Below are 25440 nucleotides of genomic sequence, written 5' to 3' on the forward strand. Positions count from 1 at the left end.
CGCCACCCGGGTCACCGGGGGCGCTGCTGGCCGGGGAACCACCAGTCGGGCGGTGGTGGTCTCGCGTCGGGCTCCCAGCTGAGGTCGGCACCGGCGGGCAGGGTCGTGCTGAGGCGGTGGTCGGCCAGGACGCGGGCGATGTCGGAGGGCGAGATGATGCCGCGAAGCTCGCCGCCCGCGCAGACCAGGACGCGGCCGCGGCCCGCCTCGGTCATCCGCGGCAGCACCAGCGCCAGCGGTTCCCCGGGCTCGGCCACCGGCAGTTCCGCCAGGGGGCGGGCCACCTGGTGCAGCGGGGTGCCGCTGCGGGCTTGCACCGGCACCTCGCGGAGGTCGTGGAGCGTCACCAGCCCGCGCGGTCGCCCGTGCTCGTCGAGCACCGGGAGGGTGGAGTGCCGGTGCGCCACGGCCGCCTCGCGGAAGAACTGCTCCACGGTCTGCTCCGCGGGCGCGGTGTCGACCGGGCCGGACATCACGTCACCGACGGTGATCCCGGCGAGGGCGACGCCGATGCGGGCCTGCTGCTCCTCGGCCGAGGCCATGTTGACGACGAAGAGGCCGAGCAGCACCCACCAGAGCCCACCGGGGCTGCGCGCGAGCACCTCGGCGATCCCGGCGGCGATCAGCAGGAACCCGAAGCCGCGCCCGGCCCACGCCGACCACACCGCCGCCCGGAACCGGTCACCGCGCCAGGCCCACAGCGCGGCCCGCAGGACCCGGCCGCCGTCCAGCGGGGCGGCGGGGACCAGGTTGAACACCGCCAGCACGGCGTTGAGCACCGCCAGGTACCCCAGCACGGCGGAGACGAGCTCGTCGGCACCCAACTGAGCGGCCGCCCAGCCGCCCGCGCCGAACACCAGGGCGAGCGCGAAGCTGGTGGCCGGGCCGACGGCGGCGATCCGGAAGTCGGCACCGGCGGTGCGCGCCTCGCCCCGCAGCCGCGCCATCCCGCCCAGCAGCCACAGCGTGATCCCCTCCACGGCAACACCGTTGCGCCGGGCGACGACGGCGTGCGCGATCTCGTGCGCCAGCACGGAGCAGACCAGCAGCAGCGCCGCGATGATCCCGCTGACCGCGTAGGCGACCGGCGCGCGCCCGGGGAAGTCGGCGGGCAGCACGTACCCGCCGAGCCCGGCGGACACCAGCGCGACGATGCCGAGCACGCTCCAGTGCAACCCGACCCGGACCCCGGCGAACCGCCCCACCGGCACCGAATCCCTCATCAGGCCCTCCTGCGGACACCTCCCACTATCCGGCCGGAGGGCGGGCCTGACCAGGGCCATCGGCTCTCCCGGTGCGGCGCGACCTGGTTTCGGGCGGTGGCAACCGGGTTCGGCCTCGTCGAGGTCGAACCCGGTCTCACGAGCGGGGAGCTCTCGGCGAGGTCTCGAGTTCGTCCTTCGCCTGCTGGTAGAGGACTTTCGCGGCCGCTGTCACGGGGAGGGCGAGCATGGCGCCGAGGACTCCGGCGAGCGCTCCGCCGACGAGGATGGCGACGAACGCGCCGAGCGGGGTCAGCTCGACGGTCCGGGCGAAGATCCGCGGTGCGAGCAGGTAGTTCTCGATCGCCTGGTAGACGATGAAGAACAGCAGGGTGACCACGGCCAGGGTGAGGCTCTGGCTCAGCGCCACCAGGGTTCCGGCCGTGGACGCCAGCGTGGCCCCGATCTGCGGGATGGTGTCCAGCAGCGCGACGACGAGCGCGAGCAGCGCCGGGTAGGGCACTCCGGCGGCCAGGAAGAACAGGTACGACGCGGTACCGGCGCACAGCGACACGATCGCCTGGCCGGTGACGTAACCGCCGACGCGGCCCATCGCGGTGCGGAGCGCCTCGGCGCGCCCCGGTTTCGCCTGGGACTCCGCGGCGGCGTGGATGCGCGGCATGGCCAGCGAGAAGTACACGGTGAGCGCTCCGACGGTGCACGCGGCGAAGAGACCGCCGAAGACGGTGCCCAGCACGGCGAAGCCCGCGGTCAAAGCTTCTCGGACGAAGGTCGCCGCCTTGGAGGCGGCCTGCTTCAGCGCATCGTGCAGGGCCGGGTCGTGCAGGTGGGACCCGAGGTCGCCCGGGTTGCCGAGATTCGCGCCGAGCCGCGTCAGCAGCACGGGGACCTGCCCGATGAAGTGGCCGACCTGGCCGACCGCCGGGACGACGGCGAGGAGCACCACCGCGCCCACGACGAGGAGGACCCCGAGCAGGACGACGGCGATCGCCGGACCGCGCCGCCAGCGGTGCCGGTGCAGCCAGGCGACCGCTGGCTCGACGCCGAGCGCGAAGAAGAACCCCAGGAACACCAGTACGAGCATGCTGCGCACGGTGTAGGCGAGCGCGGCCAGCACGCCCACGGCCAGGTACACGCAGGCGATCTGCGCGTGGCGGATCAGCCGGAGCCCGGTTCCCGACCCGCCGGGAGAGTTGGTCGCCACGCCGGTCTCCGATCTCGTTCGCGACGGCAGGGCTCACGCCGAGCGTAGGGACTTCTGGAGCGCTCGCACCCGTTGCGGGGCGCAGCACCGGCTGGCCGCGCGCTCTTCACCCGATCGTGGACCCGGTGGTGTGCGGTCGAGCCCGCGGTGAGAATGGCGGGACCCGTTTGCGAGGGAGGGCGCGATGACCCGCAGTTCCGGACCTCGGCCCGCGGAACCGGGGATCGCGGCGAACAACGCGCAGGTGCGCGAGCGGTTCCCGTTCGACGACACCCGAGATCTCGACGACGCCCGACGCGGTTTCCTGGGCACGGCGGAGGAACCGCTGATCCGCGATGCGGGTGGTGCCGTCGCCTGGGACCTGGCGGCGTACGGCTTCCTCGACCAGGACTGCCCGGACACCGCCAACCCCAGCCTGTGGCGGCAGGCGCGGTTGTGCTCGGAGCACGGCCTGTTCGAGGTCGTCGAGGGCATCTACCAGGTCCGCGGATTCGACCTGTCCAACATGACGCTGGTGGAGGGGGAGCGGGGCGTCTTCGTCATCGACCCGCTGCTGTCGGCGGGGCCCGCGGCCGCCGCCCTCGCGCTGTACCGCAGCCACCGCGGCGACCGTCCCGTCACCGGCGTCCTGTACACGCACAGCCACGTCGACCACTTCGGCGGCGTGCGGGGCGTCGTCACGGAGCAGGAGCTCGCGGCGGGCGTTCCGGTGCTCGCCCCGCAGGGCTTCCTGGTGCACGCCGTGAAGGAGAACATCTACGCGGGCACCGCCATGGCCCGCCGGGCCGCCTACATGTACGGCGCGGCGCTGGCCAAGGGCCCGCAGGGGCAGATCGGTGCTGGTCTGGGCCCGACCACCTCCACCGGGGCGGTCGGTCTCGTCCCGCCGACCACCGACATCACGCGCACCGGCCAGGCGGAGACCGTCGACGGCGTCCGGATGGTCTTCCAGCTGACCCCCGGCACCGAAGCCCCGGCCGAGCTCAACATCCACTTCCCGGACCACGCGGCACTGTGCGTGGCGGAGAACGCCACGCACAACATGCACAACCTGCTGACGCTGCGCGGCGCGGAGGTGCGCGACCCGCACGACTGGGCGCGCTACCTCACCGAGGCCATCGACCTGTTCGGGAACGCCTCCGACGTCGCCTTCGCCTCCCACCACTGGCCGGTCTGGGGCCGCGAGCGGGTGATCGCGTTCCTCGCCGAGCAGCGCGACATGTACGCCTACCTGCACGACCAGACGCTGCGGATGCTCAACCGGGGCATGACGCCGCTGGAGATCGCCGAGGAGTTCGAGCTGCCGCCGGGACTTCAGCGGGCCTGGCACGCGCACGGGTACTACGGGTCGGTCAGCCACAACACCAAGGCGGTGTACCAGAAGTACCTGGGCTGGTTCGACGGGAACCCCGCCCACCTGTGGGAGCACCCGCCGGTCGAGGCCGCCACCCGGTACGTGGAGTTCATGGGCGGTGCCGACGAGGTCGTCCGGCGCGCTCGGAAGTCCTTCGAGGAGGGCGACTTCCGCTGGGTCGTGCAGGTGGTCAACCACGTGCTGTTCGCGCAGCCCGATCACGAGCAGGCGCGTGTCCTGCAGGCCGACGCGCTGGAACAGCTCGGCTACGGCTGCGAGAACGGGACCTGGCGCAACTTCTACCTGATGGGCGCGCACGAACTGCGGCACGGCTCGGTCGGCACACCGACCGCCACGACGTCCTCGGACGTGCTCAGCGCCCTGACGCTGGAACAGCTCTTCGACGCGCTTGCGATCCGGGTGGACGGACCGCGGTGCTGGGACGCGGAGATCACCGTCCGCTGGAACGTCCGCGACGGCGAGCCGCACACGCAGCTGCTGCGCAACGGCGTGCTCACCCACGTCGTCGGCAGCGGGCCCGCGGCGGGCAGCCCCGACGTCGAGGTGGCACTCGACGAAGCGGACCTGCGCGGTGTGCTGCTCGGCAGCACGACACCCGGAGCGCTGGCCGAGCAGGGCCGCGCTGAGATCACCGGTGACGCCGGGAAGATCGCGGAGCTCTTCGGCTACCTCGCCGAACCCGACCCGGACTTCGCCATCGTCACGCCCTGACCGCACGGGCTCGCCGACCCACTTTAGTACTATGCGTACTAGTGGTGCGCAAACCCTGGAACCCCTCGGCGATCAGCAGCCGTGGATTGCCGCGTCGTCCGCCGGGCCGCGCTCGGCGGCACGGCGGCCACGCTGGTGGCGGGCCCCGGCGTCTCGCTCCTCGTCATGGGGCTGGCGGTTTGCTAGGTCGTCTACCTCTAGTCGCCAGCACTACGGATCCAGCGTCCGGAAGACCAGGCCGGGGTGCGGTTTCGGGCCGAACGACGTGGACTTCGGGGGCAGCCGGACACCGGCCGAGGCGGCGGCCCGGAGATCGGCCTGGGTCGGAGGGGCGGTCAGCACCGCCAGACCGCCGCGCGTGCGGACCTGGTGGACCGCCGAGCGGGCGCTGGCCGTGCACGTGACGTGCTCCGGCTGGACCCGCCACAGGTCGTTGATCAGCACGGCGTGCAGGACCGTCGAGTGCACGTTCCGAATGGCCGGTGGGAAGTTCTCGAGGCTCGTGTCCAGCAGCTGTTGGTTCGGCGCGCTCGCCAGGAGAGCACCCGTCGGCGTCACCAGGACGAACGCAGGCCCGGTTCGCGCGTGCTGCTTGAGGAGCGCCGACCACTCCGGGAGTTCGCCGCGCAGCGGCTGGATGCGGAACGCGCGCGACGCGGCCTCCAGCGCGGCACGCGGGTCCACGTGGGGGAGCACCCGGTGGACCGGGGCCAGCCGCATCGGGGTTCGCGCGACGTCGACCAGGAGCCCGAGGACGTAGTCCCACGGCCCGGGTCCGCTGCCGGTCGCGTAGTACTCGCGGCGGAGCTGCCGCGCCGCGGCCCGCCGGTGGTGGCCGTCCGCGATGAACGCCGCCCGCGCGGCCAGCTCCCCGGCGATGTCGTCCTGCACATCGCGGTCGGACACGCGCCACACGCGGTGCAGGCCGCCGTCGTCGGCGAGCACCTCGGACACCGGCGGCAGCGCGGTCGCGCGCTGGAGGTGCTCGCTGGTCCGGCCGTCGCCGGAGAAGCCCAGCAGGATCGGGTCCAGGTTCACGGCCGCCTCGTGCATCAGGTCGGCGATGCCGCTGATCTGCTCCGGGACGGAGTCCTCGTGCGCGAGGAGCCCGCTGTCCAGGTGCACTGCGGCGAGGATCCCGCGCAGCGTGCCGCGCGGCCCGATCTGCTCGTAGGCGTACAACGCGGGCTCGCGGTCGCGGACGAGCGTGCCGCTGTGCTGCCAGGCGCGCAAGGTTCGCGCGGCTTCCGCTGCCGGGGCCTGGCCGGTGCGGTCCCACGGCGTCGCGTAGCGGGTGCCGAGGCGTCCGAGCTGGTGCGGTGCGATGTGCCAGCCGCGGAACGGGACGGCGGTGACCCCGTTCCGCGCTGGTTCGACGGCGGGAAGTGGCATGGTTTCGTCGACTCCGGGGGTGTGCTGGTCGAAATGCTCCTCCTCGGCCGCCTCGTCGTCGAAGGCACCCCTCTCCACCCGTGCCGGACCGGTGGCGAGGAGCGCCCCGAGACCGCACATCGCCGCCATCACGAGCACGGCACCGGCAGCGGGCAGGACCCCGGTCACCGGACCGGCCAGCAGCGGCCCGGTCGACTGGCCGATGAGCAGGTAGCTGTTGGCCGCGCCCACGAACGAGCTCTTCTGCTCGGCCGGGGCGTGCTTGCTGAAGTGCAGCAGCAGCGATTGGGCCAGGGCGGCGAAGCAGAACCCCTGGACCAGCCGGAACGGGACGAGCGCGAGCGAGTCGAGCGGCAGGGCGAGGAACGCGGTGCTCGCCCCGCAGCCGAGCGCCGCGACCGCGAAGGAGCGGACCGGGCGCTGGGCGTGGTCGTTGTGCTTGCCCCACCAGAACGAGCCGAGCAGCGACGCGCCCCACATCACCGAGTGGAGCACGCCGACCCACAAGCTCGCCGCGGTGGGTTCGGTGCCCCGGAGGTGTTCGGCGAAGACCGGGATCAGGCCGTACACGCCGAGGTACGCCGCGACCGCGGCCAGCGCCAGCGAGGTGGCGCCCGGGACCCGGGCCACGGGCGAACGCCGCCGCGCGGAGGTCCGCGCCGCCCGGCGTTCCGGTTCGCGGAGGCCGACGGCGCAGCCGATCGCCAGCACCGCGGCCGCAGCGGCGATCACGAGCATGAGCTCGGACAGGCCACCGCTGCCGACGAACAGCCCGCCCGCGATCGGTCCGACGAGCGCTCCGGCGGCGGTCGCGCTGAACGACTTGCCGAGCGCAGAACCCCGCTTCCGGTCGGAACCGGTCGATCCGGCGAACGCCGCCGCGGCCTCCACCACCCCGCCGAGCGTGCCCTGCAGCAGGCGCCCCGCCACCAGCAGCAGCGGGGTGGTGGCGGTGGCCATCACGACCATGGCCACCGCCAGACCGAGCAGCGCCCGCACGACCATCCACTTCCGGCCGACGCGGTCGCCGAGCCGCCCCCACAGCGGCGTGGCGACGGTCAGGGCCAGGGCCGGGGCGGCGATCGCCACCCCGGCCCAGGTCTGGGTCCGCGCGGTCCCGGTGGTGCCGATCTGCTCCAGGTAGAAGGGCATGATCGGGACCAGCATCATCAGCCCGGCCGTGTTGACGAACTGCCCCGCCCACAGCAGCGGGAGGTTCCACCGCCCGTCCGCGGAGGTGCTGGCCGGGCGCGGCCGGGCCTGGACGCTGCGGGTCACGACGGCACCGCCGCTTCCGGTTCCCGCGCGGCGACCCAGTCGTCGCTGTAGACGAGGTCGAGGTAGCGCTCCCCGCGGTCCGGCAGGACGGTCACGATGCGCCCCGGGTCGGGCAGCCGGGAGATCAGGCGGGTTATCCCGGCGACGACCGCGCCGGACGAGCCGCCCGCGAAGATCTTCTCGGTGCTCAGCAGCCGTCGGCACCCGGCGGCTGACTCGGCGTCGGCGACGTGCAGCACGTCGTCGATCTCGGTCGGGTCGAGGATCTCGGGCACCCGGCTGGCCCCGAACCCGGGGATCCGGCGCGGGGCCGGGGGAGCGCCGAAGACGACCGAGCCGACCGCGTCGACGGCGACGACCTTGAGCCGCGGGTTCGTCTCCCGCAACCGCCGGGCGATGCCCTGGATGGAGCCCGTCGTGGAGACCGCGGCAACCAGGTAGTCGATGGGGCCGTCCACGGCGCGCAGGATCTCCTCCCCGGCGGTCTCGTGGTAGGAGCGCCAGTTGAGCTCGTTGGCGTACTGGTTGATCTGCACCGCGTTCGGCGTCGATGCCACGAGCTCCCGGGCCCGCCGGACGCGGGTGTGCAGGTAGCCGCCCGCCTCATCGGGCTCGGTGACCATCTCCACGTCGGCGCCGAACAGCTCCAGCAGCCGGAGGTTGGTCGGCGACGTCTTCGGGTCGACCACGGCGGTGAAGGACAGCCCCCGCAGCCCCGCGACCATCGCCAGGGCGATGCCGAGGTTGCCGGAGGTGCTCTCCACCAGCCGCATGCCCGGGCGCAGCGTCCCGTCCGCGAGCCCCCGTTCGACGATGAACCGGGCGGGGCGGTCCTTCATGCTCCCGCCCGGGTTGAGCATCTCCAGCTTGGCGAGCACCTCGGCCCCGGGGAAGCACCGGCTGAGCCGGACCACCGGCGTCGAGCCGACGCAGTCGATCACGGAGTCGTGGATCACGCGAACCTCCAGGGAGTGGGCGCGCTTCAGCGCGCAATCGGGTGTCGGGAAGTGCGACCGCGGCAGATCGCGGCCGTGCGTGGAACCGGGTGTGCTCGTCCGCGGGCACGGCGAACTCACGTCGAGCTCACCGACTCGACGAGCACTGCTGGTCGTGCGTCAGGTTCGCGAAATTCCCGCCAGCGTCAGGAAAGCGACCCCGAAGGGTCTCCAGGGCGGCCTCGACCGGAGAAGCGCTGGCCGCACCGTGCGGCTGTGCAGAACTGCTGTGACCGCCGCGGCGGCGACGAGCAGGAGCCCGAGGTCGGGCGATCTGTCGGCGAACGAACGCGCGGGGACGCTGCTGCTGAAGTCCAGCGCGGAGTCGCAGAAGGGCGCTCCGGGATCCGACCGCTCGCCCGGCCTCGCCAGCAGCTGCTCGCCGCTCAGGTCGTTCGCACCGGCCTGCACCGCTTCGTGCACGTGCGCCGAGGCACCGGTCGTCCTCGGATGCCCGGGAATCCCGTGCGCCGGGAGCAGGCAGAGCGGGACGAGGACGCCGAGCAACAGCAGGGGCAGCATCAGCCGCTGGAACCGTTGCGGTGCGGTCGAATTCCTCATGGCAACCACGCTGGTGCTGAGTCCGGGGAGGTGCCGCGGGCAGTGAGCGGGAAGGAGATCAGAAGCATGTCCGGGCGTGTCCGAGCTGGGATGTAGCTTAGTACTATCGAGTTTAGTTCACGCGACCCGGGGGTGCTGCGCGGGGTGACCGCTCGGTCGCGCAGCGCGAGGTTTCAGGGGCATCCTCCGGCGCATGGTCGGCCCCTGGGGCTCGCACCTGCGGAAGGGTGGTGACGACTGCAATTTCGGTTGAATTGCCCACCTCGCCACCGCAGGCTCCGTCGACAACGACGCAATTTCGATTGAAATTGCAGCAATCCCAAGGTGATCCCCTACCGCTTTGAACCCAAAACCAACCCCGCGCCCAAACCGCGCCCCTCCTCGCCGGGTCCTCCCGGTATCACCACCGGCCGCGCTGCATCAGCCCCCGAAAGGACGAAGTACTATCTGCCTTAGTACTAAGTCTCCCGAAAGGACGGTGCCCATGGGATCTCGACCGCCGATGAGCAGGCGGGGCTTCCTCGGCCTCGGTGCCTCGCTCGCAGCGCTCGGCGTCGCGCAGGCGTGCTCCAGCCAGGCCGTCCCGCTCTCGCCCGTAGGACCGACCTCGCCGCTGGTGGGGGACCTCGAACGGACGCGCCGGGCGGGCAACCCGCGGGTGGTCGACGTCGGACTGCGCGCCAAGCCCGGAACGGTGGACCTCGGCGGGGTGCAGGTGCAGACCTGGTCCTTCGACGACCGCGTCCCCGGCCCGGAGATCCGGGTGCGCCGCGGCGAGGTCCTGCGGGCGAGGCTGAGCAACGAGCTCGAGCAGGACACGTCCATCCACTGGCACGGCATCGCGATGCGCAACGACATGGACGGCGTGCCGGGGCTCACCCAGGACCCGGTCCGGCCGGGGCTGAACCACACCTACGACTTCGCGGTGCCCCACGCGGGAACGTACTTCTTCCACCCGCACGTCGGCACGCAGCTGGACCGCGGCCTGTACGCGCCGCTGATCGTCGAGGACCCGGACGAGCCGGGCCGCTACGACGCCGAGGCGGTCATCGTGCTCGACGACTGGCTGGACGGGGTGGCCGGGACCCCGGACGCCGAGCTCGAACGGCTGCGCCGCGAGGGCATGGCGATGGACCACGGCAGCATGGGCCACGGCTCGATGGGCACGGGGCAGTCCGCCTCGGGGCCGCTGGGCAGCGACACCGGCGACGTGCAGTACCCGCACTACCTGATCAACGGGCGAATCCCGGCCGCGCCGGTGACCGTCGGCGCCAAGCCCGGGCAGCGGTTGCGCCTGCGGATCATCAACGCCGGTGGCGACACGGCGTTCCGGGTGGCTCTCGGCGGCCACCGGATGACCGTGACCCACACCGACGGCTTCCCGGTGGAGCCGGTCGAGACCGACTCGCTGCTGATCAGCATGGGGGAGCGGTACGACGTCGTGGTCACCCTCGGCGACGGGGTGTTCCCGCTGGTCGCCGACGCGGAGGGCAAGGACGGCCGGGCGCTGGCGCTGGTCCGCACCGGCTCGGGCGCGGTGCCGTCCGCCGACGTCCGGCCCCGCGAGCTGGACGGCAGGCTGCTGCAGGCCTTGGAACTGGTGGCCGCCGAGCCGGTCCGGTTCGCACCCGAGCAGCCGGATCGCACGCACGTGGTCGAGCTGGGCATGGACATGTCCGAGCCCTACCGCTGGACGATCAACGGCAAGACCTACGCCGAGCACCGGCCGCTGCAGGTCCAGCGGGGCGAGCGGGTGCGGCTCCGCTTCGTCAACAAGACGATGATGTTCCACCCGATGCACCTGCACGGCCACACCTTCCAGCTCGTCCGCGGACGAGCGGCCGGTGCGCGCAAGGACACCACGATCGTGCTGCCGATGCAGACCCTCGACGTGGACTTCGAGGCGGACAACCCCGGGCAGTGGATGCTGCACTGCCACAACATCTACCACGGCGAAGCCGGGATGATGAGCTCGCTGTCCTACGTGGTCTGAGGTGCGGGCGAGGCGGCTCCCGACACCCGCCGATTTTACCCCGAGGGGGTATCATCGGTGCTGTTGGAGCGAGTGACGGGAGTCCGCTGTGCACGGCTACACCCAGGACAAGGAGAACTACCTCAAGCGGCTGCGGCGGGTCGAGGGGCAGGTGCGCGGACTGGCGCGCATGGTCGAGGAGGACAAGTACTGCATCGACATCCTCACGCAGGTCTCCGCGGTGACGAGGGCGCTGCAGGCGGTGTCGCTCGGGCTCCTGGACGAGCACCTCAAACACTGCGTCGCCGAGGCGATGGCGGAGGGCGGCGAGCGCGCCGACGAGAAGGTCAAGGAGGCCAGCGACGCGATCGCGCGCCTCGTCCGGTCGTGAGATGCCCGACGGCCCCGGTGGGACCTGGTTCCCACCGGGGCCTTCTGCTGTCCGGGGTTTGTGCCCCCGGGATCTCCTCGGCCAGGGTTCAGATACCCTACGGGGGTAATGTTCAACAGTCCTGCTGCGGAGGAGTCCTCATGAGTGAAAGCACGTTCGTGGTCAAGGGAATGACCTGCTCCGGGTGCATGAGCAAGGTGACGACCGCGGTCACCGGCGTCGACGGCGTCACCGACGTCGACGTGGACATCAGCAACGGCGAGCTCACGGTCGTCAGCGACTCCCCGGTCGATCCGGAGGCCATCCGCAAGGCGGTCGGCGACGCCGGTTACGAGATCGCGAGCTGACGATGAGCGAGCCGCCGGTGGTGATCAAGACCGTGGACAACGGGCCGTACCAGGTGAAGGGCCCGGTCAAGGTCGTCGACCACGAGAACAACGTCTACGAGCTCGGCCCGGGCCGCACCCGCCTGCTGTGCCGCTGCGGTCTCTCGGCGAAGAAGCCGTTCTGCGACGGATCGCACGCCCGCGAGGGCTTCACCGCAGCAGACCGCGCAACTCCTGCTGAAACCCAGTAGGCGCAAGACGAAAACACCGGTGGGCCGCTCATCAGGGCGGCCCACCGGTGTTTTCGTCACCTCCGCGGTCGGCGGCACGCAGCCAGCGCAGCTGCAGCGAGTTCGACGGATGCCTCGCCGACCGCTCCCCGTCGGCGGAACTGCGCCTTGACCGAGGGGAGGAGCTGGTGGCAGCAGAGGTGCACAGCGGCCTCCAGGCCCGCGTGCACCTTTCCCCACTCCCGCGTCCCGCGCAGGCGGACGAGCGTTCGCATCGGTCTGCTCCTTCGGGTCGAAAAGCCTTGGATGCCAGAGCGGCGTGGCCTCCCGCACGAGGTGCGGAAGGCCACGCCATCGGGGTCGACCTCAGCCGCGGTGCGCGGCGGTCAGCGCGGCCCCCTCTCCTTCGGTGCTGGGCAGCGGTTCGGCGGCGATGGTGCTGCGGAAGCGGCGCAGCCGCAGGCTGTTGCCGACCACGAACACCGAGCTGAACGCCATCGCGGCCCCGGCGAGCATCGGGTTGAGCAGCCCGGCGGCGGCCAGCGGCAGGGCGAGCACGTTGTAGGCGAAGGCCCAGAACAGGTTGCCCTTGATGGTGCCCAGCGTGCGCCGGGACAACCGGATGGCGTCGACCGCCGCCCGCAGGTCCCCGCGGACCAGGGTCAGGTCGCTGGCCTCGATGGCGACGTCGGTGCCGGTGCCCATGGCCAACCCGAGGTCGGCCTGGGCGAGCGCGGCGGCGTCGTTCACGCCGTCACCGGCCATGGCCACCACCTTGCCCTCGGCCTGCAGCCGCTTGACGACGTCGACCTTGTCCTGCGGCAGGACCTCGGCGATGACCTCGTCGATGCCGACCTCGGCGGCCACCGTGCGCGCCACGGTCTCGTTGTCGCCGGTGAGCAGCACGGGCTTGAGCCCCAGCTCGCGCAGCCCGGCGATCGCCTCGGCGGAGGTGGGCTTGACGGTGTCGGCCACCTCCAGCACGGCGCGCGGAGCACCGTCCCAGGCCACCGCGACCGCGGTGCGACCCTGCTGCTCGGCGGCCCGCTGCGCCGCGGAGAGCTCCTCGGTCAGCGGCTGGCTCCACTGCTCCAGCAGCGCAGGCCGCCCGACGAGCACGGCGTGCCCGTCGACGACGCCCTGCACACCCAGCCCCTCGACGTTGGTGAAGCCCTCGACGGCGGGGAGCTCGCCGACCCGGCCCGCGGCGCCCTGCGCGATCGCCTTGGCGATCGGGTGTTCCGAGGCGTTCTCGGCGGCACCCGCCAGGCGCAGCACCTCCTGCTCGTCGACGCCGTCCGCGGTGTGCACGGCGACCAGCGACATCTGGCCGCTGGTGACGGTCCCGGTCTTGTCCAGCACGATCGTGTCGATGCGGCGGGTGGACTCGAGCACCTCCGGGCCCTTGATCAGGATGCCCATCTGCGCCCCGCGCCCGGTGCCGACCAGCAGCGCCGTCGGCGTGGCCAGCCCCAGCGCGCACGGGCAGGCGATGATCAGCACCGCCACCGCGGCGGTGAAGGCGGCGGCGACGCCGGACCCGGAGCCCAGCCAGAACCCCAGCGCGGCGAACGCCAGCGCGATCACGATCGGGACGAAGACCGCGGAGATCCGGTCGGCCAGCCGCTGGACGGCGGCCTTGCCGTTCTGCGCGTCCTCGACCAGCTCGGCCATCTGGGCCAGCTGGGTGTCCGACCCGACGCGGGTCGCGCGGACGACCAGCCGACCGCCCGCGTTCACGGTCGCGCCCACCACGGCGTCCCCGGCGCGCACCTCGACCGGCACGGACTCGCCGGTGAGCATGCTGGCGTCGACCGCCGAGGTGCCCTCCTCGACGACACCGTCGGTGGCGATCTTCTCGCCGGGGCGGACCACGAACCGGTCGCCGACGGCGAGCTGCTCGGTGGGGACCCGCACCTCCCGGCCGTCGCGGAGCACCGCGACGTCCTTGGCGCCGAGCTCCAGCAGCGCCCGCAGGGCGGCCCCGGCGCGGCGCTTGGACCGGGCCTCGAAGTACCGCCCGGCGAGGATGAACATCGTCACCCCGGCCGCGACCTCGAGGTAGATGTTGCCGTCCCCGCTCATCCGCTGGATGGTCAGCTCGAACGGGTGCGTCATGCCCGGGACGCCTGCGCTGCCGAACAGCAGCGCGTACAGCGACCACAGCAGGGCGGCGGTGGTGCCCATGGAGATCAGGGTGTCCATGGTGGCCGTGCCGTGCCGCAGGTTCGCCCACGCCGCCCGGTGGAACGGCAGCGCGCCCCACACCACCACTGGTGCTGCGAGGACCAGCGAGATCCACTGCCAGTAGGTGAACTGCAGCGCCGGGACCATCGCCAGCACGATGACCGGAACCGACAGGACGGTCGAGACGATCAACCGGTTCCGCAGCGACCGGGTGGGGTCGTCGGCGGCTTCCCCGGCGCCCTCGGCGGCGGGCTCGGAGGGCGGCTTGGGCAGTTCCGCGGTGTATCCGGCGGCCTCGACCTGCTGGACCAGCTCCTGCGGGTCCAGCTCTGCCGGGAAGGTGACCTTGGCCTTCTCGGTGGCGTAGTTGACCGAAGCGGTGACGCCGTCGAGCTTGCCGAGCCGCTTCTCCACCCTGGCCGCGCAGGAGGCGCAGGTCATCCCGCCGATGGCCAGCTCGATCTGGGCGGTGGCACCGCCCCGTGTCCCAGTGCTCACCGAAGTCCTCCCCGCTCACCCGTGCTGCCCGGTGCGATCGGCGTCGAGGTGGGCGCGAGGGTGCGACCGCCCCCGGTCGACGCCGGTCCGGCCGGGATGTCGTGCGTGACTCCCGCGACGGTGCCGCTGTTGGTGCCCGTTCCCGCGGCGTTCCCGTCGCCGGGGTGCTCGACGTGCGCATCGCCGCCGCCGAGCTCGAACGGACCGACCGCGGATCCGATGGCCCACGCCCCGCCGAAGGCGAGCGCGAGCACTGCACCGTAGGCGGAGAGCTTCGCTGCTGTGTTCATTGCGACCCTTTCGCTACCCGGACCCGCCGCGGCGGGTCCGGCCCTCGTCAGGAGGCGAGTTCGTAACCGGCTTCCTCGACGGCTTCCCGCACGTCGTCCTCGGACAGCGCAGCGGAGCTGCGCACGCTCACCGCACCGCTGGACAGGTCCACGGACACGTCCGACACGGTGTCGATCTTGGTGATCTCCTCGGTGACCGACCGCACGCAGTGCTCGCAGGTCATCCCGACCACGGTGTAGTTCGCCTCGACCATCTCGCCGTCCCTTCCCGGTCTCGTCGCCCGTCCTCGCCGGGCGATCCGCTGCCACGTTTATACCCTAGGGGGGTATGGCTGTCAAAGAGTGGGGTCCGGGTCGGGTCGATGTGGTTTCAGCGGCGGCTATCTCTTGGACCGGGGGTTTGGCTGGGGATCAGTAGTGATACCGGGGTTGGGTTTGTGGGGAGGAACTGGGTTCGGTGGTCGGCCTGGGGATGCTGCAATTTCAATCGAAATTGCAGTCGTCACCACCCCTCGGACGGCCGTGACAGCGGTCGACCTCGCACTGGAGCTCCGCCTGCTTGTCCTCGAGCGCCATTCGCTCGTCGCTGAGGTCCTCTTCGGGCTCGGCGGCCTCTGCGTCCAGCTTCAAGTCCGCTTCCGCTCCGGGGTGCGAAGTCCTGGGCTCGCAATCTGGTCGGGGGCTGCGGTTGATCGCTCGTTCGGGGGAATCTTGCCGGGGTGGGCCGGGTCGCTGCTGGTGCCGCTCTCGCGCAGGGGGTAGGGGTAGGTCCGCGATCGGTGATCACCGGTCTGCGGATGTACCGAAGGGAACACGACATGGCCCTGACCAAGGACCAGTTGGTCACCGAGATTGCCGAGGCCGTGGACGTCTCCAAGGCGTCGGCCCGGGCAGCTCTGGACGCTCTCACCGAGATCGTCGCCGGCCAGCTGGAGAGCGGTGGCGAGGTGACGCTGCCCGGTTTCGGGAAGTTCAAGGTCGCGGACCGCCCCGCGCGCACCGGGCGGAACCCCGCCACCGGGGAGGCCATCGAGATCGCGGCCAAGCGGGTCGTCAAGTTCGTCCCGGCCAAGGCCCTCGAGGACACGTTGAACAAGACGTCCTGAACGACCGGGGCTCGACCGAGGCCCGAGTCGTGAACGCAGCGGGGCGGACGGCGTGGTTGCCGTCCGCCCCGCTGCCGTCCGGGTCAGCCCTCGACGACTTCGCCGTGGTGCTCCCCGCCGATGCAGTAGTGCTCGACGCCGGGTCCGAGCACCACCCGGCCCCCGCCCCGCTCGCACTCCTCGCGGGTGGTGCGTTCTTGCGCGAGAGCTGCTGGTGCCGTTCCGAGCAGTGCCATTCCGGCCAACAGGACCGCGATCGCTGCACGGCGCATCTCGTCACCCCTTCCGCAACCGGTGTTGCGGCCACAGCACACCAACGCGAGGGGAGCCGCACCCACCGAGTCACCGGTCCGGATGTCACCCACCTCGCAGCGGGCCCGGGTGACCGTCCGGTCGGGGTCAGTCCTCGACGGTGATGGCGGCCGCCGGGCACATCTCGGCCGCGTGGCGGACGTCGTCGGCCAGGTCGTCCGGCGGGGTGGGGTTGAGCAGGACGACGAGGCCGTCCTCGTCCCCCTGGTCGAACACCGCCTCGGCGGTGAGCACGCACTGGCCGGAGCCGACGCACTTGTCCTGGTCCACGGTCACCTTCATGGGTCCTCCTGAGCGGTGGGGTGGCTTCCGCATGCTACGCGAGCCATCGCGGCCGAATCTCGTTCTCCGCCAAGACTTTCGGGTAAACGTCATCAGGCACGAGGTGCTGCCGCCCGCGGTCTGCGCACTGTTCTCGCGGCCTCCCGGACGTCGGCGTCGGGGTGGTCGCGCAACGCCGTGAGCCGGTCGGACCACGCCGGGGTCCAGCCCGTTCGGCGGGCGGTCGTGGTGACGAGCTGGACGGCGAGCAGGCCGGGGACCGATCCGTCCTGCTGGCGCAGGTGGTCGGTGACCGCCGCGGCGGTGTCGGGATCGGGGTCGAGCGCGGACATCCGGTAGCTGCTCGGGCCCGGCCACCGGTTCGGCCGTTCGTCGACGGCGTCGACGAGTTCGTCCCAGATGGCGAGGTCGACCGGCCCGGCGAGGGATCGCTCGGCCAGGTTCCACAGCAGTTGCGCGCCCGCGGCGTGCATCCCCGCTGTGCGGCACGCCTCGACGAGGATCCGGGACGCGTCGGTGCTGATCTCGTCGCCGTCGGCACGGCCCGTGTGCGCTCCGGCCGATGCCAGCTCCGCCAACCGGTGCCAGGCGATGTCGGCGGTGTCCGGTTCGCCGGTGGTGATGTCCAGGACCAGCTGGTCGGCGGCGGTGGCGAGCGCGGTCGGGCGCTGCAGGAGGAGGCGGCAGACGACCGGGAACGCGTCCTGCGACGCCGGGGCGGTCGCCAGTCGGGGCAGCTGGTCGATCGCGCCCGGGGCGTGGTGCCACCACTCGGCATATGCGGTGACCAGGTCGTACGACGGTGCGGTGGCTGCCCGCACCAGGGCATCGGCCAGCACGCGGGCGAAGCCGGGGCGTTGACCTGGCGTGAGCCGACCCGGTGCGGCTCTGAAGACGGCGGATCGCACGGCTGGTTCGCCGAGGACCGCTTCGCCCAGCATTCCCGGCACGCGCGGATCCTCGTCGAGGAAACCGAGCAGAGCGGCCGCCGCAGCAGCTCGGACGTCGTGGTGCAGCGCGGGATCGGCCCAGACATCCGCCAGCACGTCGACAGCCCCGACGGGATGGCGCTTGGCCAGCAACCGCGCGGCTTCCTTCGCCGCCCCGACCGAAGCGCGTGCGATGACCGGCCCCAGCGCCCCGACCGTCGCCGACTCGGGCAGCGCGTCCAGCGCAACGCCCAAGGACCGCACCGCACCGCGGACCACCGGACCCGCTGGCGCGTTGGCATGGCGCTGCAGAACGGGGAGGGCGTGGTCAGGCGCAGTGGTGGCCAGGCGCGACAGCGCGGCTATCGCCACCGGAGGGGGAGCGTCGTCGGCGATCGCCGCCAGCGTTCCAGGCTCGGTGATGAGTCGAACTGCTGATTCCCGTTCTCGTGGCGGGTTTTCCTCGTCGCGGGCCACTGCTGCGGCGTGCGCTTCGACCGCGGCGCGTTGTTCCGGGGTCCACCGTCCGGTTCGGCCAGCGGGCAGGGAGGGGAGTGCTTCGCCGGAGTCCAGCAGCCGGTCGAGCAGGTCGGTCCGGCGGGTCGCGACGACTTGCCAGAGAGCGTCCACCCGGCCCAGTTCCGGGTTGTGCGCGACCAGCTCTCCGACGCGTTCGTCTCGGGTCGCGGGCGCGGTCGTCCACACCTTCGCCGCTGCCGCGGCATCAGCGGGATCCTCGGCGGTGCGGGCGATTTCGCCGATGAGCCGGTCGAGTTCCGGCGGCAGGGCCGATGCCAGCAGTTCTCCCGCCCGCAGCGCCGGCGCGAACCTCCCGCGGCGCGCGTCCCGAAGAACGCGATCGCGCAGTCCGTCCCACAATCCGGAGGCGGGCAGCCCCGGGACCGACGGTCCCCGCCCCGGGGTGCGGAGGTCGGCGTGCAGGGGGACCAGCAGTGCTTGCAGGTCGTTCGCCCGGTCCGGGTTGCCGCGGGCCAGCGCGCTGGTCAGCGAACGGGTCAGCCACCGCGAGATCAGCGCTGCGGTGTCCGCGGTCATGTCCGGAGCGCCGGTCGCCGCCTGCACGGCCTCGCGAAGCACCGCCACCGGGACTGCCGACTGTAGCCGGGCCGGTGCTGCGGCGACCGGGCGCAGCGCGGCAGCGCGGACCAGGTCCTGGTCGTGCCAGGCGCGCCGGGCCGCGCGCAGCGCCGCGACGAGCGCCTCCGGATCGTGCTCGCGCACGGCGCAGGACAGCAGTGCCGTCCACGCGGCACGTCGCTCTTGGTAGCGGTGGCTGGCCGTGGCCTCCAGCAGTGCCGGGGCGGCTTGGTCGTAGGGCAGAGCTGCGGTGATGGCCAGTCGCCGCCAGTTCCGGTCGGTGTCGTTCTCGGCGAGGATGCGGTGCGCCAGCTCGGCCCGGTCGGCGGACGGCAGCACCGCGAGCTCTTCAGCGCTCAGATCGGTCAGCATCCGATCGGCCGGGTAGGCGAGTTCGACGACCTGCCGCCGGTGTTCGAGCGGCACGGCGCTGAGCACCGACTCGCAGGCCGGGCCAGCTCTCAGCGAGCGCAGCAGCGATGCGGCCCGGTCCGCGGGCAAGGCGGCGATCGCCGCCCGGCTGCGCGCGTTCAGCGGAAGGCCGCGGTGACCGAGCGATCGCAGCCAGCTCGGATCGGCCTCGACCAGCGCGGCCGGATCGGCGAACAGCGCCGCCGCGACCTGGGGATCCCACGCGAGGTTGTGCGCGATCCGGGGCTGCCCGCGCAGCACCTCGGCCACCGCCCGCGGTCGTCTGGTCGCCAGGACCGCGAGCAGGCCCCGGTGACGGCGCAGCCACCGGGCGAGTTCCCGTCCGTGCTTGTCGGCGGCCTCGGCCAGCACGAACTCCGCCACGGCGGCGGGCGCGACGCGCGCGAGCCGGTGCAACTGCCCCGCACCGGGACCGGCGGTGCTCAGCCACCGCGCGACCACGTCCGGCGAGCAGGCGGGCAGCAGGTCGGCGAGTTCCCGGCGCCCGTACTGCTCGTGCACCTCACCGACGAGCCGGTCCGCGAGCGCGCGGCGGCGCGAGCGCCGCAGGACGCCGTACACGGCCAGCCGATCCCGCCGAGCGCCGCCGCGGACCAGCGCGGCCAGGACCTCGTCGGACACCGGAAGCCGGATCGCGGCCGACAGCGCACGCCGCCGCAGCGCGGGATCGGCCACCGCCCGCTCCACAGCCGCGAGATCACGCCGCACGACGGCCAGGTGGAGGCCCAGATGTCGTTGATGGGAATCGCCGGAGTCAAGCCGAGCGCGAACGGACTGGTACTCGGCGTCGGAAAGCCGTCGGCCGTAGGCGGACAGCGCCCGCATCCGCGCCGGGAACGGCAGTGCGTCGAAGGATTCGTGGCCGGGACCACCCGGCTCGTGCGCCGCGCTCACCGGAGGGTGGCCGGGCAGACCTTTCGTTCGGACATGCCGACCATGATTCACGCCGACCCCACCCTTGGCAAGCGGTTCGGGCACGGTCCACTTCGGAGAGTCCCGACCGCGCCGTTCGCCGCACCGACCAAGAAGGAGCGCAAGGTCTCTGCAAGCGGGACAGGGGGCTGGAGATGCTGAAAGGCCCGCCTCGGGGAGGCGGGCCTTTCGGGGGAGGCGTCAGGCGGTGTAGCCCTTCGGCTTGATCAGGGAGGCGAGCTGGTCGAGGTCGAGCCAGTAGTCCTCGATGCCGCTGAAGCGGGCCGGGTCGGCGATGTGCACCGTCCGGTTCGCCTCGTCGTAGCCGGCGATCGTCACGTAGTGGTAGATCGTCTGGTCCGACGGGTAGCCGGGCGGCTGGTTGCCGGGGGCCGCCACGATGTTGGCCACCATCGCCTTGCCCTCGTTGATGTTGCGGACGATGTCCGACCACAGCTGGTCGGTCAGCTCCGGGGTCAGCTGCTTGTCGCTCCAGTCGCGGGCCTCGTAGTGGGCCGCGCCGCCCAGCTGCTTGTTCAGCCCGTCGACGACCTGGTGGATGGTGTCCGTGCCGTTCTCGGTGGTGCCGAGCGCGGCGGCCAGCGCGGCCTGGTCCGGGAGGGCGTCGGTCTTGGCGGACAGCGCGATGCGGGTCGCGGTCGGACCGCACCAGTAGCTGGTCTGCTGCGCCTGGTAGTCGAGGTCGAGGGACTTCGAGACCGGCTTCGGCGGCTCCTGCGGAGCGGGCTCCTGGTGGGCCGGGGCGGCCGGAGCAGCGGGCGGGGTCTCCGGGGCGGGCGGAGCCGCCGGGGCCGGGACCTCCGCCGCGGGGGCGGCCGGGGCCGCCGGTGCGGCCGCGGGAGCCGGGGCCGGGACCTCGTGGTCGACGGCCCGGACCTGGGCGGACGTCGGTTCCGGCTCCGAGCCGCCGGTGACCAGGGGCTGGCCGACCAGCACGATCGCACCACCGGCGACGACCACCGGGAGGACCTTGCCGGACACCCGGCGGAGCGAGCCGCCTGCGTTCAGGCCGAACTTGTCAACGAGTGCGCGGACCGAGGCCTTCGGGGTATGGCCGCCCGCGTTGTCCTGCTTCTGCACGTGCGCCTTTCCACGTCGGGGGAGATCCGATCACCACCGCCGGGGGTGCGGTGGCGGCCCGGGGGAGCCGTCGTGACCGGATCGTGATTTCAAAGCCACCAGCAACGTAACTAAGAGTCATCGGCGCTTCAACGTTTAACCTGATCGGGTCGGCATCTTGACCTTGACGACTCCGGTGAGTAACGGTTTGCGCCGGTCGGTGGGAAACCCCGCGCCCGAGCTCCGGACGAACCGGGTGCGCATCCGCTGCCGACGGCATCGGTGCTGGTGAGGGGTGCAGGTCTGATGATCGGCGGCGCTCGCCGGTCGAGATCGGCTTCGCGCGCGGTCGTTCCCCGCGGAGATCGCCCAGACCACCGCCGTGACCCTGGGCACAAGGTGCGGAAACGATCGTCCGGCCGGGCGGGTGTCGGCGCGTTGCGCGAGGTGGCTGCTGCTCCCGGAGCGCCTCGGGAGAAGGCGCGGCCGATAGACTGAGGTCGGGTGGAGCGATCTCTGAAGCGGGCGGTGACCGGTGGCCATTGATGCGTTGGACGTCGCCGCGCTGTTCCACGAGAGCCGCCGCGAGTCCGCGCCCGCCTACCGCCGCCTCAAGGACGTGCTCATCGAGCAGATCGGCACCGGGCGGTGGCCGGAGGGCGAGCTGCTGCCCTCGGAGAGCCAGCTGGTCAACGCCCTCGGGCTGTCGCGGATGACGATCAACCGGGCCCTGCGCGAGCTGAGCGCGGAAGGCCTGGTCAACCGCCTGGCCGGGGTGGGCACGTTCGTCGCCGAGCGCAAGAGCAGCTCGGCGTTGTACGAGGTGCGCAACATCGCCGACGAGGTCCAGCGGCGGGGGCACCGGCACCGCACCGACGTGGTGCTGCTCCGCGAGGAGCCCGCCGACCCGCGCGCGCACCGCCTGTTCGGGATCGCCGAGGGGCGGCCGGTGTTCCACTCGGTCGTCGTGCACTTCGAGGACGGCGTGGCGATCCAGCTCGAGGACCGCCACGTCAACCCCGAGCTCGCCCCGGACTACCTCGACCAGGACTTCGCGGTGCAGACGCCGAACAGCTACCTGTCGCGGATCGCGCCGCTGGGCAAGGGCGAGCACGTCGTCGAGGCGGTGCTGGGCACTGCGGAGGACTGCGCGCTGCTGGGCATCGAGCCGTCCGAGCCGTGCCTGCTGATCCACCGGCGCACCTGGTCGGAGGGCCGTCTCGTCAGCACCGCGCGGCTGTTGCATCCTGGATCGCGGTTCCGCCTCGAAGGCACCTTCGACGCGACCTGATCGATCAAAACCCTTCTGCTGTCCGGATTGTTCGTGTTCGTCCTCGGGTGGGCGCCGTGCGCCAGCTGATTTCGAACCGAGCTCTTGACGAGCTGTATATACAGCACTATACATATCGCACCGCCTGCGATTGTGCGCGCGAGCACAGTGCGGCGGCCTCGAACCGAGCGGTTCACCAGCCCGGTCGCGAAACGGGGAACGACGTGGTTCCCGCAGGGAGGAACTAGGTGAGAAAAGGCGCTGCGGCCCTGAGTCGAGGCCTCACAGCACGGCACATCCGCTTCATCGCTCTCGGCTCGGCCATCGGGACCGGCCTCTTCTACGGATCGTCGGAGGCGATCAGCCAAGCGGGCCCCTCGGTGCTCTTCGCCTACCTGATCGGTGGCGCCGTGGTCTTCGTGGTGCTCCGGGCGCTCGGCGAGATGGCCGTCGCCGACCCGGTGCCCGGCTCCTTCGGCGAGTACGCCAGCAGGCACCTCGGCCGCCTGCCGGGCTTCATCACCGGCTGGACCTACACCTTCGAGATGATCATCGTCTGCATCGCGGACGTCACCGCGCTGGCCGTCTACATGGGATTCTGGTTCCCCGACGTGCCGCGGTGGACCTGGGTGCTGGCCACGCTGTTCGTCATCGCCGCGGTCAACCTGCTCAGCGTCAAGGTGTTCGGCGAGCTGGAGTTCTGGTTCTCGGTGATCAAGGTCGTCGCGATCATCGCGATGATCGTCGGCGGCATCGCCGTGCTGGTCTTCGGCTTCACCGCCGGTGGCGGCCACACCGAGCCAGCGGTGAGCAACATCTGGTCCAACGGCGGGATGTTCCCGAACGGCATCGAGGGCTTCCTGCTGTCCTTCGCGGTGGTGATGTTCGCCTTCGGCGGCACCGAGATCATCGGCGTCACCGCCGGTGAGGCCGAGGACCCGGAGAAGACCATCCCGCGCGCGGTCAACACCGTGCCGGTGCGGGTCCTGCTGTTCTACGTGCTGACCCTGGGCGTAATCATGTCGATCACCCCGTGGCAGCAGATCAGCGGCGAGGGCAGCCCGTTCGTGGAGATCTTCCAGAGCCTCGGCCTGACCTCCGCGGCGGCGGTGCTCAACGTCGTGGTCATCACCGCCGCGCTGTCGGCGATCAACAGCGACATCTTCGGCGCCGGGCGCATGCTGTTCGGGATGGCCGAGCGCGGCCAGGCCCCGGCGATCATGGGCCGGGTCTCGCGCAACGGCGTGCCGTGGATGACCGTGGTCATCATGACCGTCGCGCTGCTGGTCGGCGTGGTGCTCAACTACGTCGTGCCGGAGGACGTCTTCACGATCATCGCCTCCATCGCCACCTTCGCCACGGTCTGGGTGTGGCTGATGATCATGCTCTCGCACTACCGGGCCCGCCGGAGGATGAGCGCCGAGCAGGCCGCGGCGCTGAAGTTCCCGGTGCCGCTGTGGCCCTACGCGCAGATCGTCGCGATCGCCTTCCTGGTCTTCGTCTTCGTCCTGCTGGCCTTCTCCGCGGACACCCGGGTGGCGCTCGTCGTCGGCGCGGTGTGGCTCGCGCTGCTGTCGCTCGGCTACTGGCTGGGCATCGGCAGGCGGACCGGCGGCCGGGATTCCGACGAGCGCGTCGTCTCCGAGGCCGGGGCGAGCTGACCCCGGCCGCACCCCAACGCTCCAGCGGCGGCCGTCGACCCGGCCGCCGCTGGTTCCCAGTTCACGCGCTGACCCCGAAGCAGGCGCGAAACCCCACTCACGAGGAAAGAAGTTCGAACATGAGCCGTACCGAAGCCGCCGTGGACACCACCGTCGTCGTGGGCGTCGGCGCGGTCAGCCCGGCCGACGTCGTCCGCGTCGCCCGCGGCGGCGCGCGCGTGGAGCTGTCCGAGGAGTCCAAGAAGGAGATCGCGGCCACCCGCGGCCGGATCGAGAGCCTGGCCGAGGAGCCCAAGCCGGTCTACGGCATCTCCACCGGCTTCGGTGCGCTCGCCACCCGGCACATCCCGCTGGAGCTGCGCAAGCAGCTGCAGAAGAGCCTGGTCCGCTCGCACGCCGCGGGCACCGGGCCGGAGGTGGAGCGCGAGGTCGTCCGCGCGCTGATGCTGCTGCGCCTGTCGACGCTGGCCACCGGCCGCACCGGGGTGCGCCTCGAGGTCGCCGAGACCTACGCCGCGGTGCTGTCGGCCGGGATCACCCCGGTCGTCCACGAGTACGGCAGCCTGGGCTGCTCCGGTGACCTCGCGCCGCTCGCGCACATCGCGCTGGCCATGATGGGCGAGGGCACCGTCCGCGACGCCGACGGCACCGAGATGCCCGCCGCCGAGGCCCTCGCCGCCGCCGGGATCACCCCGGTCGAGCTCGCCGAGAAGGAGGGGCTCGCGCTGATCAACGGCACCGACGGCATGCTCGGCCAGCTGGTGCTGGCCTGCCACGACCTGCGCGAGCTGGTGAAGCTGGCGGACATCACCGCCGCCATGAGCGTGGAGGCCCAGCTCGGCACCGACCGCGTCTTCGCCGCCGACCTGCAGGCCCTGCGCCCGCACCCGGGCCAGGCCGCCGCTGCCGCCAACATGTCGCGCCTGCTCGCAGGTTCGGGCATCGTGGCCAGCCACGCCGGTCCGGACTGCACCCGCGTCCAGGACGCCTACTCGCTGCGCTGCTCGCCGCAGGTCGCCGGTGGCGTCCGCGACACCATCGCGCACGCCGAGTCGGTGGCCTCGGTCGAGCTCGCCAGCGCCGTGGACAACCCGGTGGTCACCCTCGACGGCCGGGTGGAGTCCAACGGCAACTTCCACGGCGCCCCGGTGGCCTACGTGCTGGACTTCCTGGCCATCGTCGCCGCGGACCTGGCCAGCATCAGCGAGCGCCGCACCGACCGGTTCCTGGACCCGGCCCGCAACCACGGCCTGACCCCGTTCCTCGCCGACGACCCCGGGGTGGACAGCGGGCACATGATCGCCCAGTACACCCAGGCGGCGATCGTCTCCGAGCTCAAGCGCTTGGCCGCCCCGGCCAGCGCCGACTCGATCCCGTCCTCGGCGATGCAGGAGGACCACGTCTCGATGGGCTGGTCCGCGGCCCGCAAGCTGCGCCGCGCGGTCGACGGCCTCACCCGCGTGCTGGCGATCGAAGCGCTCACCGCGGCGCGCGCCCTCGACATGCGGGAGCCGCTGACCCCGTCTCCGGCCACCGGTGCCGTGCGCGACCGGATCCGCCGCGAGGTCGCCGGGCCGGGCACCGACCGGCACCTGGCGCCGGAGATCGAGGCGGCCGTCGAGCTGTGCCGCAGCGGGCAGCTGGTCGCCGCCGCGGAGGAGGTCATCGGGGCGCTGGACTGACCGTCCACGACGGTCCGGGGGGCGGCGGTTTCGCGTGAAATCG

23 protein-coding genes are annotated in these 25440 nt (G+C 72.1%); 9 read left to right on the plus strand and 14 right to left on the minus strand.

The features are described 5' to 3' along the window. Window positions 1–11: 11 nt before the first annotated feature. The gene (locus tag F1721_RS01005) at window positions 12–1223 is read right to left on the minus strand and encodes a site-2 protease family protein (protein WP_150064580.1); all 1212 of its coding nucleotides are present in this window, start codon (window positions 1221–1223) and stop codon (window positions 12–14) included. 136 nt (window positions 1224–1359) lie between these two features. After that, window positions 1360–2427, minus strand: coding sequence for an AI-2E family transporter (locus F1721_RS01010; protein ID WP_170301314.1), 1068 nt, complete (start codon window positions 2425–2427; stop codon window positions 1360–1362). A 184-nt stretch (window positions 2428–2611) separates the two neighbouring features. On the opposite strand from F1721_RS01010, the gene F1721_RS01015 reads away from it, so the two are divergent. Beyond that, window positions 2612–4513, plus strand: a complete 1902-nt coding sequence (locus F1721_RS01015) for an alkyl/aryl-sulfatase (protein WP_150064582.1) — start codon at window positions 2612–2614, stop codon at window positions 4511–4513. Between the two features lie 210 nt (window positions 4514–4723). On the opposite strand, the gene F1721_RS01020 is transcribed toward F1721_RS01015, so the two are convergent. The 3 genes from F1721_RS01020 to F1721_RS34250 all read right to left on the minus strand — a co-directional run bounded on the left by F1721_RS01020 (window position 4724) and on the right by F1721_RS34250 (window position 8739). Continuing rightward, on the minus strand, window positions 4724–7183 hold the full coding sequence (locus tag F1721_RS01020; RefSeq protein WP_150064583.1) for an MFS transporter: 2460 nt from the start codon (window positions 7181–7183) through the stop codon (window positions 4724–4726). Next, complete coding sequence (gene sbnA / locus F1721_RS01025; RefSeq protein WP_150064584.1) at window positions 7180–8139, minus strand: 2,3-diaminopropionate biosynthesis protein SbnA; 960 nt, start codon at window positions 8137–8139, stop codon at window positions 7180–7182. Before sbnA ends, F1721_RS01020 begins: the two co-directional genes overlap by 4 nt. 159 nt (window positions 8140–8298) lie before the next feature. After that, the gene (locus tag F1721_RS34250; RefSeq protein WP_170301315.1) at window positions 8299–8739 is read right to left on the minus strand and encodes a hypothetical protein; all 441 of its coding nucleotides are present in this window, start codon (window positions 8737–8739) and stop codon (window positions 8299–8301) included. A 484-nt stretch (window positions 8740–9223) separates the two neighbouring features. Here F1721_RS34250 and F1721_RS01035 point away from each other — a divergent pair, with 484 nt between their 5' ends. From F1721_RS01035 to F1721_RS01050, 4 genes are all read left to right on the plus strand, one after another. Then, window positions 9224–10732 (plus strand): multicopper oxidase family protein, encoded by a 1509-nt coding sequence (locus F1721_RS01035; protein ID WP_150064586.1) that lies wholly within the window; start codon window positions 9224–9226, stop codon window positions 10730–10732. An 88-nt stretch (window positions 10733–10820) separates the two neighbouring features. Beyond that, window positions 10821–11102, plus strand: coding sequence for a metal-sensitive transcriptional regulator (locus F1721_RS01040; RefSeq protein WP_150064587.1), 282 nt, complete (start codon window positions 10821–10823; stop codon window positions 11100–11102). 140 nt (window positions 11103–11242) lie between these two features. Further along, window positions 11243–11449: a heavy-metal-associated domain-containing protein gene (locus tag F1721_RS01045; protein ID WP_150064588.1), complete on the plus strand. Its 207-nt coding sequence runs from the start codon at window positions 11243–11245 to the stop codon at window positions 11447–11449. A 2-nt stretch (window positions 11450–11451) separates the two neighbouring features. After that, window positions 11452–11679: a CDGSH iron-sulfur domain-containing protein gene (locus tag F1721_RS01050; protein WP_150064589.1), complete on the plus strand. Its 228-nt coding sequence runs from the start codon at window positions 11452–11454 to the stop codon at window positions 11677–11679. 56 nt (window positions 11680–11735) lie between these two features. Here F1721_RS01050 and F1721_RS01055 read toward each other — a convergent pair whose 3' ends face one another. The 5 genes from F1721_RS01055 to F1721_RS34255 form a co-directional block, all read right to left on the minus strand. After that, window positions 11736–11933, minus strand: coding sequence for a hypothetical protein (locus tag F1721_RS01055; RefSeq protein WP_150064590.1), 198 nt, complete (start codon window positions 11931–11933; stop codon window positions 11736–11738). 91 nt (window positions 11934–12024) lie between these two features. Then, entirely contained in the window at window positions 12025–14286 is a 2262-nt protein-coding gene (locus F1721_RS01060) for a heavy metal translocating P-type ATPase (RefSeq protein ID WP_150064952.1), read from the minus strand. Window positions 14287–14339: 53 nt separating this feature from the next. Further along, complete coding sequence (locus tag F1721_RS01065) at window positions 14340–14633, minus strand: hypothetical protein (RefSeq protein WP_150064591.1); 294 nt, start codon at window positions 14631–14633, stop codon at window positions 14340–14342. Between the two features lie 47 nt (window positions 14634–14680). Continuing rightward, a complete protein-coding gene (locus F1721_RS01070) occupies window positions 14681–14887 on the minus strand; it encodes a heavy-metal-associated domain-containing protein (RefSeq protein ID WP_150064592.1) in 207 nt (68 codons plus the stop codon). Window positions 14888–15116: 229 nt separating this feature from the next. Continuing rightward, window positions 15117–15263 (minus strand): hypothetical protein, encoded by a 147-nt coding sequence (locus tag F1721_RS34255; RefSeq protein WP_170301316.1) that lies wholly within the window; start codon window positions 15261–15263, stop codon window positions 15117–15119. 188 nt (window positions 15264–15451) lie between these two features. Here F1721_RS34255 and F1721_RS01075 point away from each other — a divergent pair, with 188 nt between their 5' ends. Further along, window positions 15452–15739 (plus strand): HU family DNA-binding protein, encoded by a 288-nt coding sequence (locus F1721_RS01075; RefSeq protein WP_150064593.1) that lies wholly within the window; start codon window positions 15452–15454, stop codon window positions 15737–15739. Between the two features lie 83 nt (window positions 15740–15822). On the opposite strand, the gene F1721_RS01080 is transcribed toward F1721_RS01075, so the two are convergent. From F1721_RS01080 to F1721_RS01095, 4 genes are all read right to left on the minus strand, one after another. Next, window positions 15823–16011 carry a hypothetical protein gene (locus F1721_RS01080; RefSeq protein ID WP_150064594.1) on the minus strand — a complete coding sequence of 63 codons (189 nt, stop codon included), beginning with the start codon at window positions 16009–16011 and terminating at the stop codon, window positions 15823–15825. 127 nt (window positions 16012–16138) lie between these two features. Next, window positions 16139–16333 (minus strand): ferredoxin, encoded by a 195-nt coding sequence (locus F1721_RS01085; protein WP_150064595.1) that lies wholly within the window; start codon window positions 16331–16333, stop codon window positions 16139–16141. A 92-nt stretch (window positions 16334–16425) separates the two neighbouring features. After that, complete coding sequence (locus F1721_RS01090; RefSeq protein WP_246153982.1) at window positions 16426–19686, minus strand: hypothetical protein; 3261 nt, start codon at window positions 19684–19686, stop codon at window positions 16426–16428. Between the two features lie 219 nt (window positions 19687–19905). Continuing rightward, window positions 19906–20805 (minus strand): C39 family peptidase, encoded by a 900-nt coding sequence (locus tag F1721_RS01095; protein ID WP_246153984.1) that lies wholly within the window; start codon window positions 20803–20805, stop codon window positions 19906–19908. A gap of 514 nt (window positions 20806–21319) precedes the next feature. Here F1721_RS01095 and hutC point away from each other — a divergent pair. From hutC to hutH, 3 genes are all read left to right on the plus strand, one after another. After that, window positions 21320–22075 (plus strand): histidine utilization transcriptional repressor HutC, encoded by a 756-nt coding sequence (hutC, locus tag F1721_RS01100; RefSeq protein ID WP_246153986.1) that lies wholly within the window; start codon window positions 21320–21322, stop codon window positions 22073–22075. A 227-nt stretch (window positions 22076–22302) separates the two neighbouring features. Further along, a complete protein-coding gene (locus tag F1721_RS01105; protein ID WP_150064596.1) occupies window positions 22303–23715 on the plus strand; it encodes an amino acid permease in 1413 nt (470 codons plus the stop codon). Window positions 23716–23834: 119 nt separating this feature from the next. Then, the gene (gene hutH / locus F1721_RS01110) at window positions 23835–25397 is read left to right on the plus strand and encodes a histidine ammonia-lyase (RefSeq protein ID WP_150064597.1); all 1563 of its coding nucleotides are present in this window, start codon (window positions 23835–23837) and stop codon (window positions 25395–25397) included. Window positions 25398–25440: the final 43 nt, after the last annotated feature.

It is taken from the genome of Saccharopolyspora hirsuta (genome assembly GCF_008630535.1).
Taxonomy (GTDB): Bacteria; Actinomycetota; Actinomycetes; order Mycobacteriales; family Pseudonocardiaceae; genus Saccharopolyspora; species Saccharopolyspora hirsuta.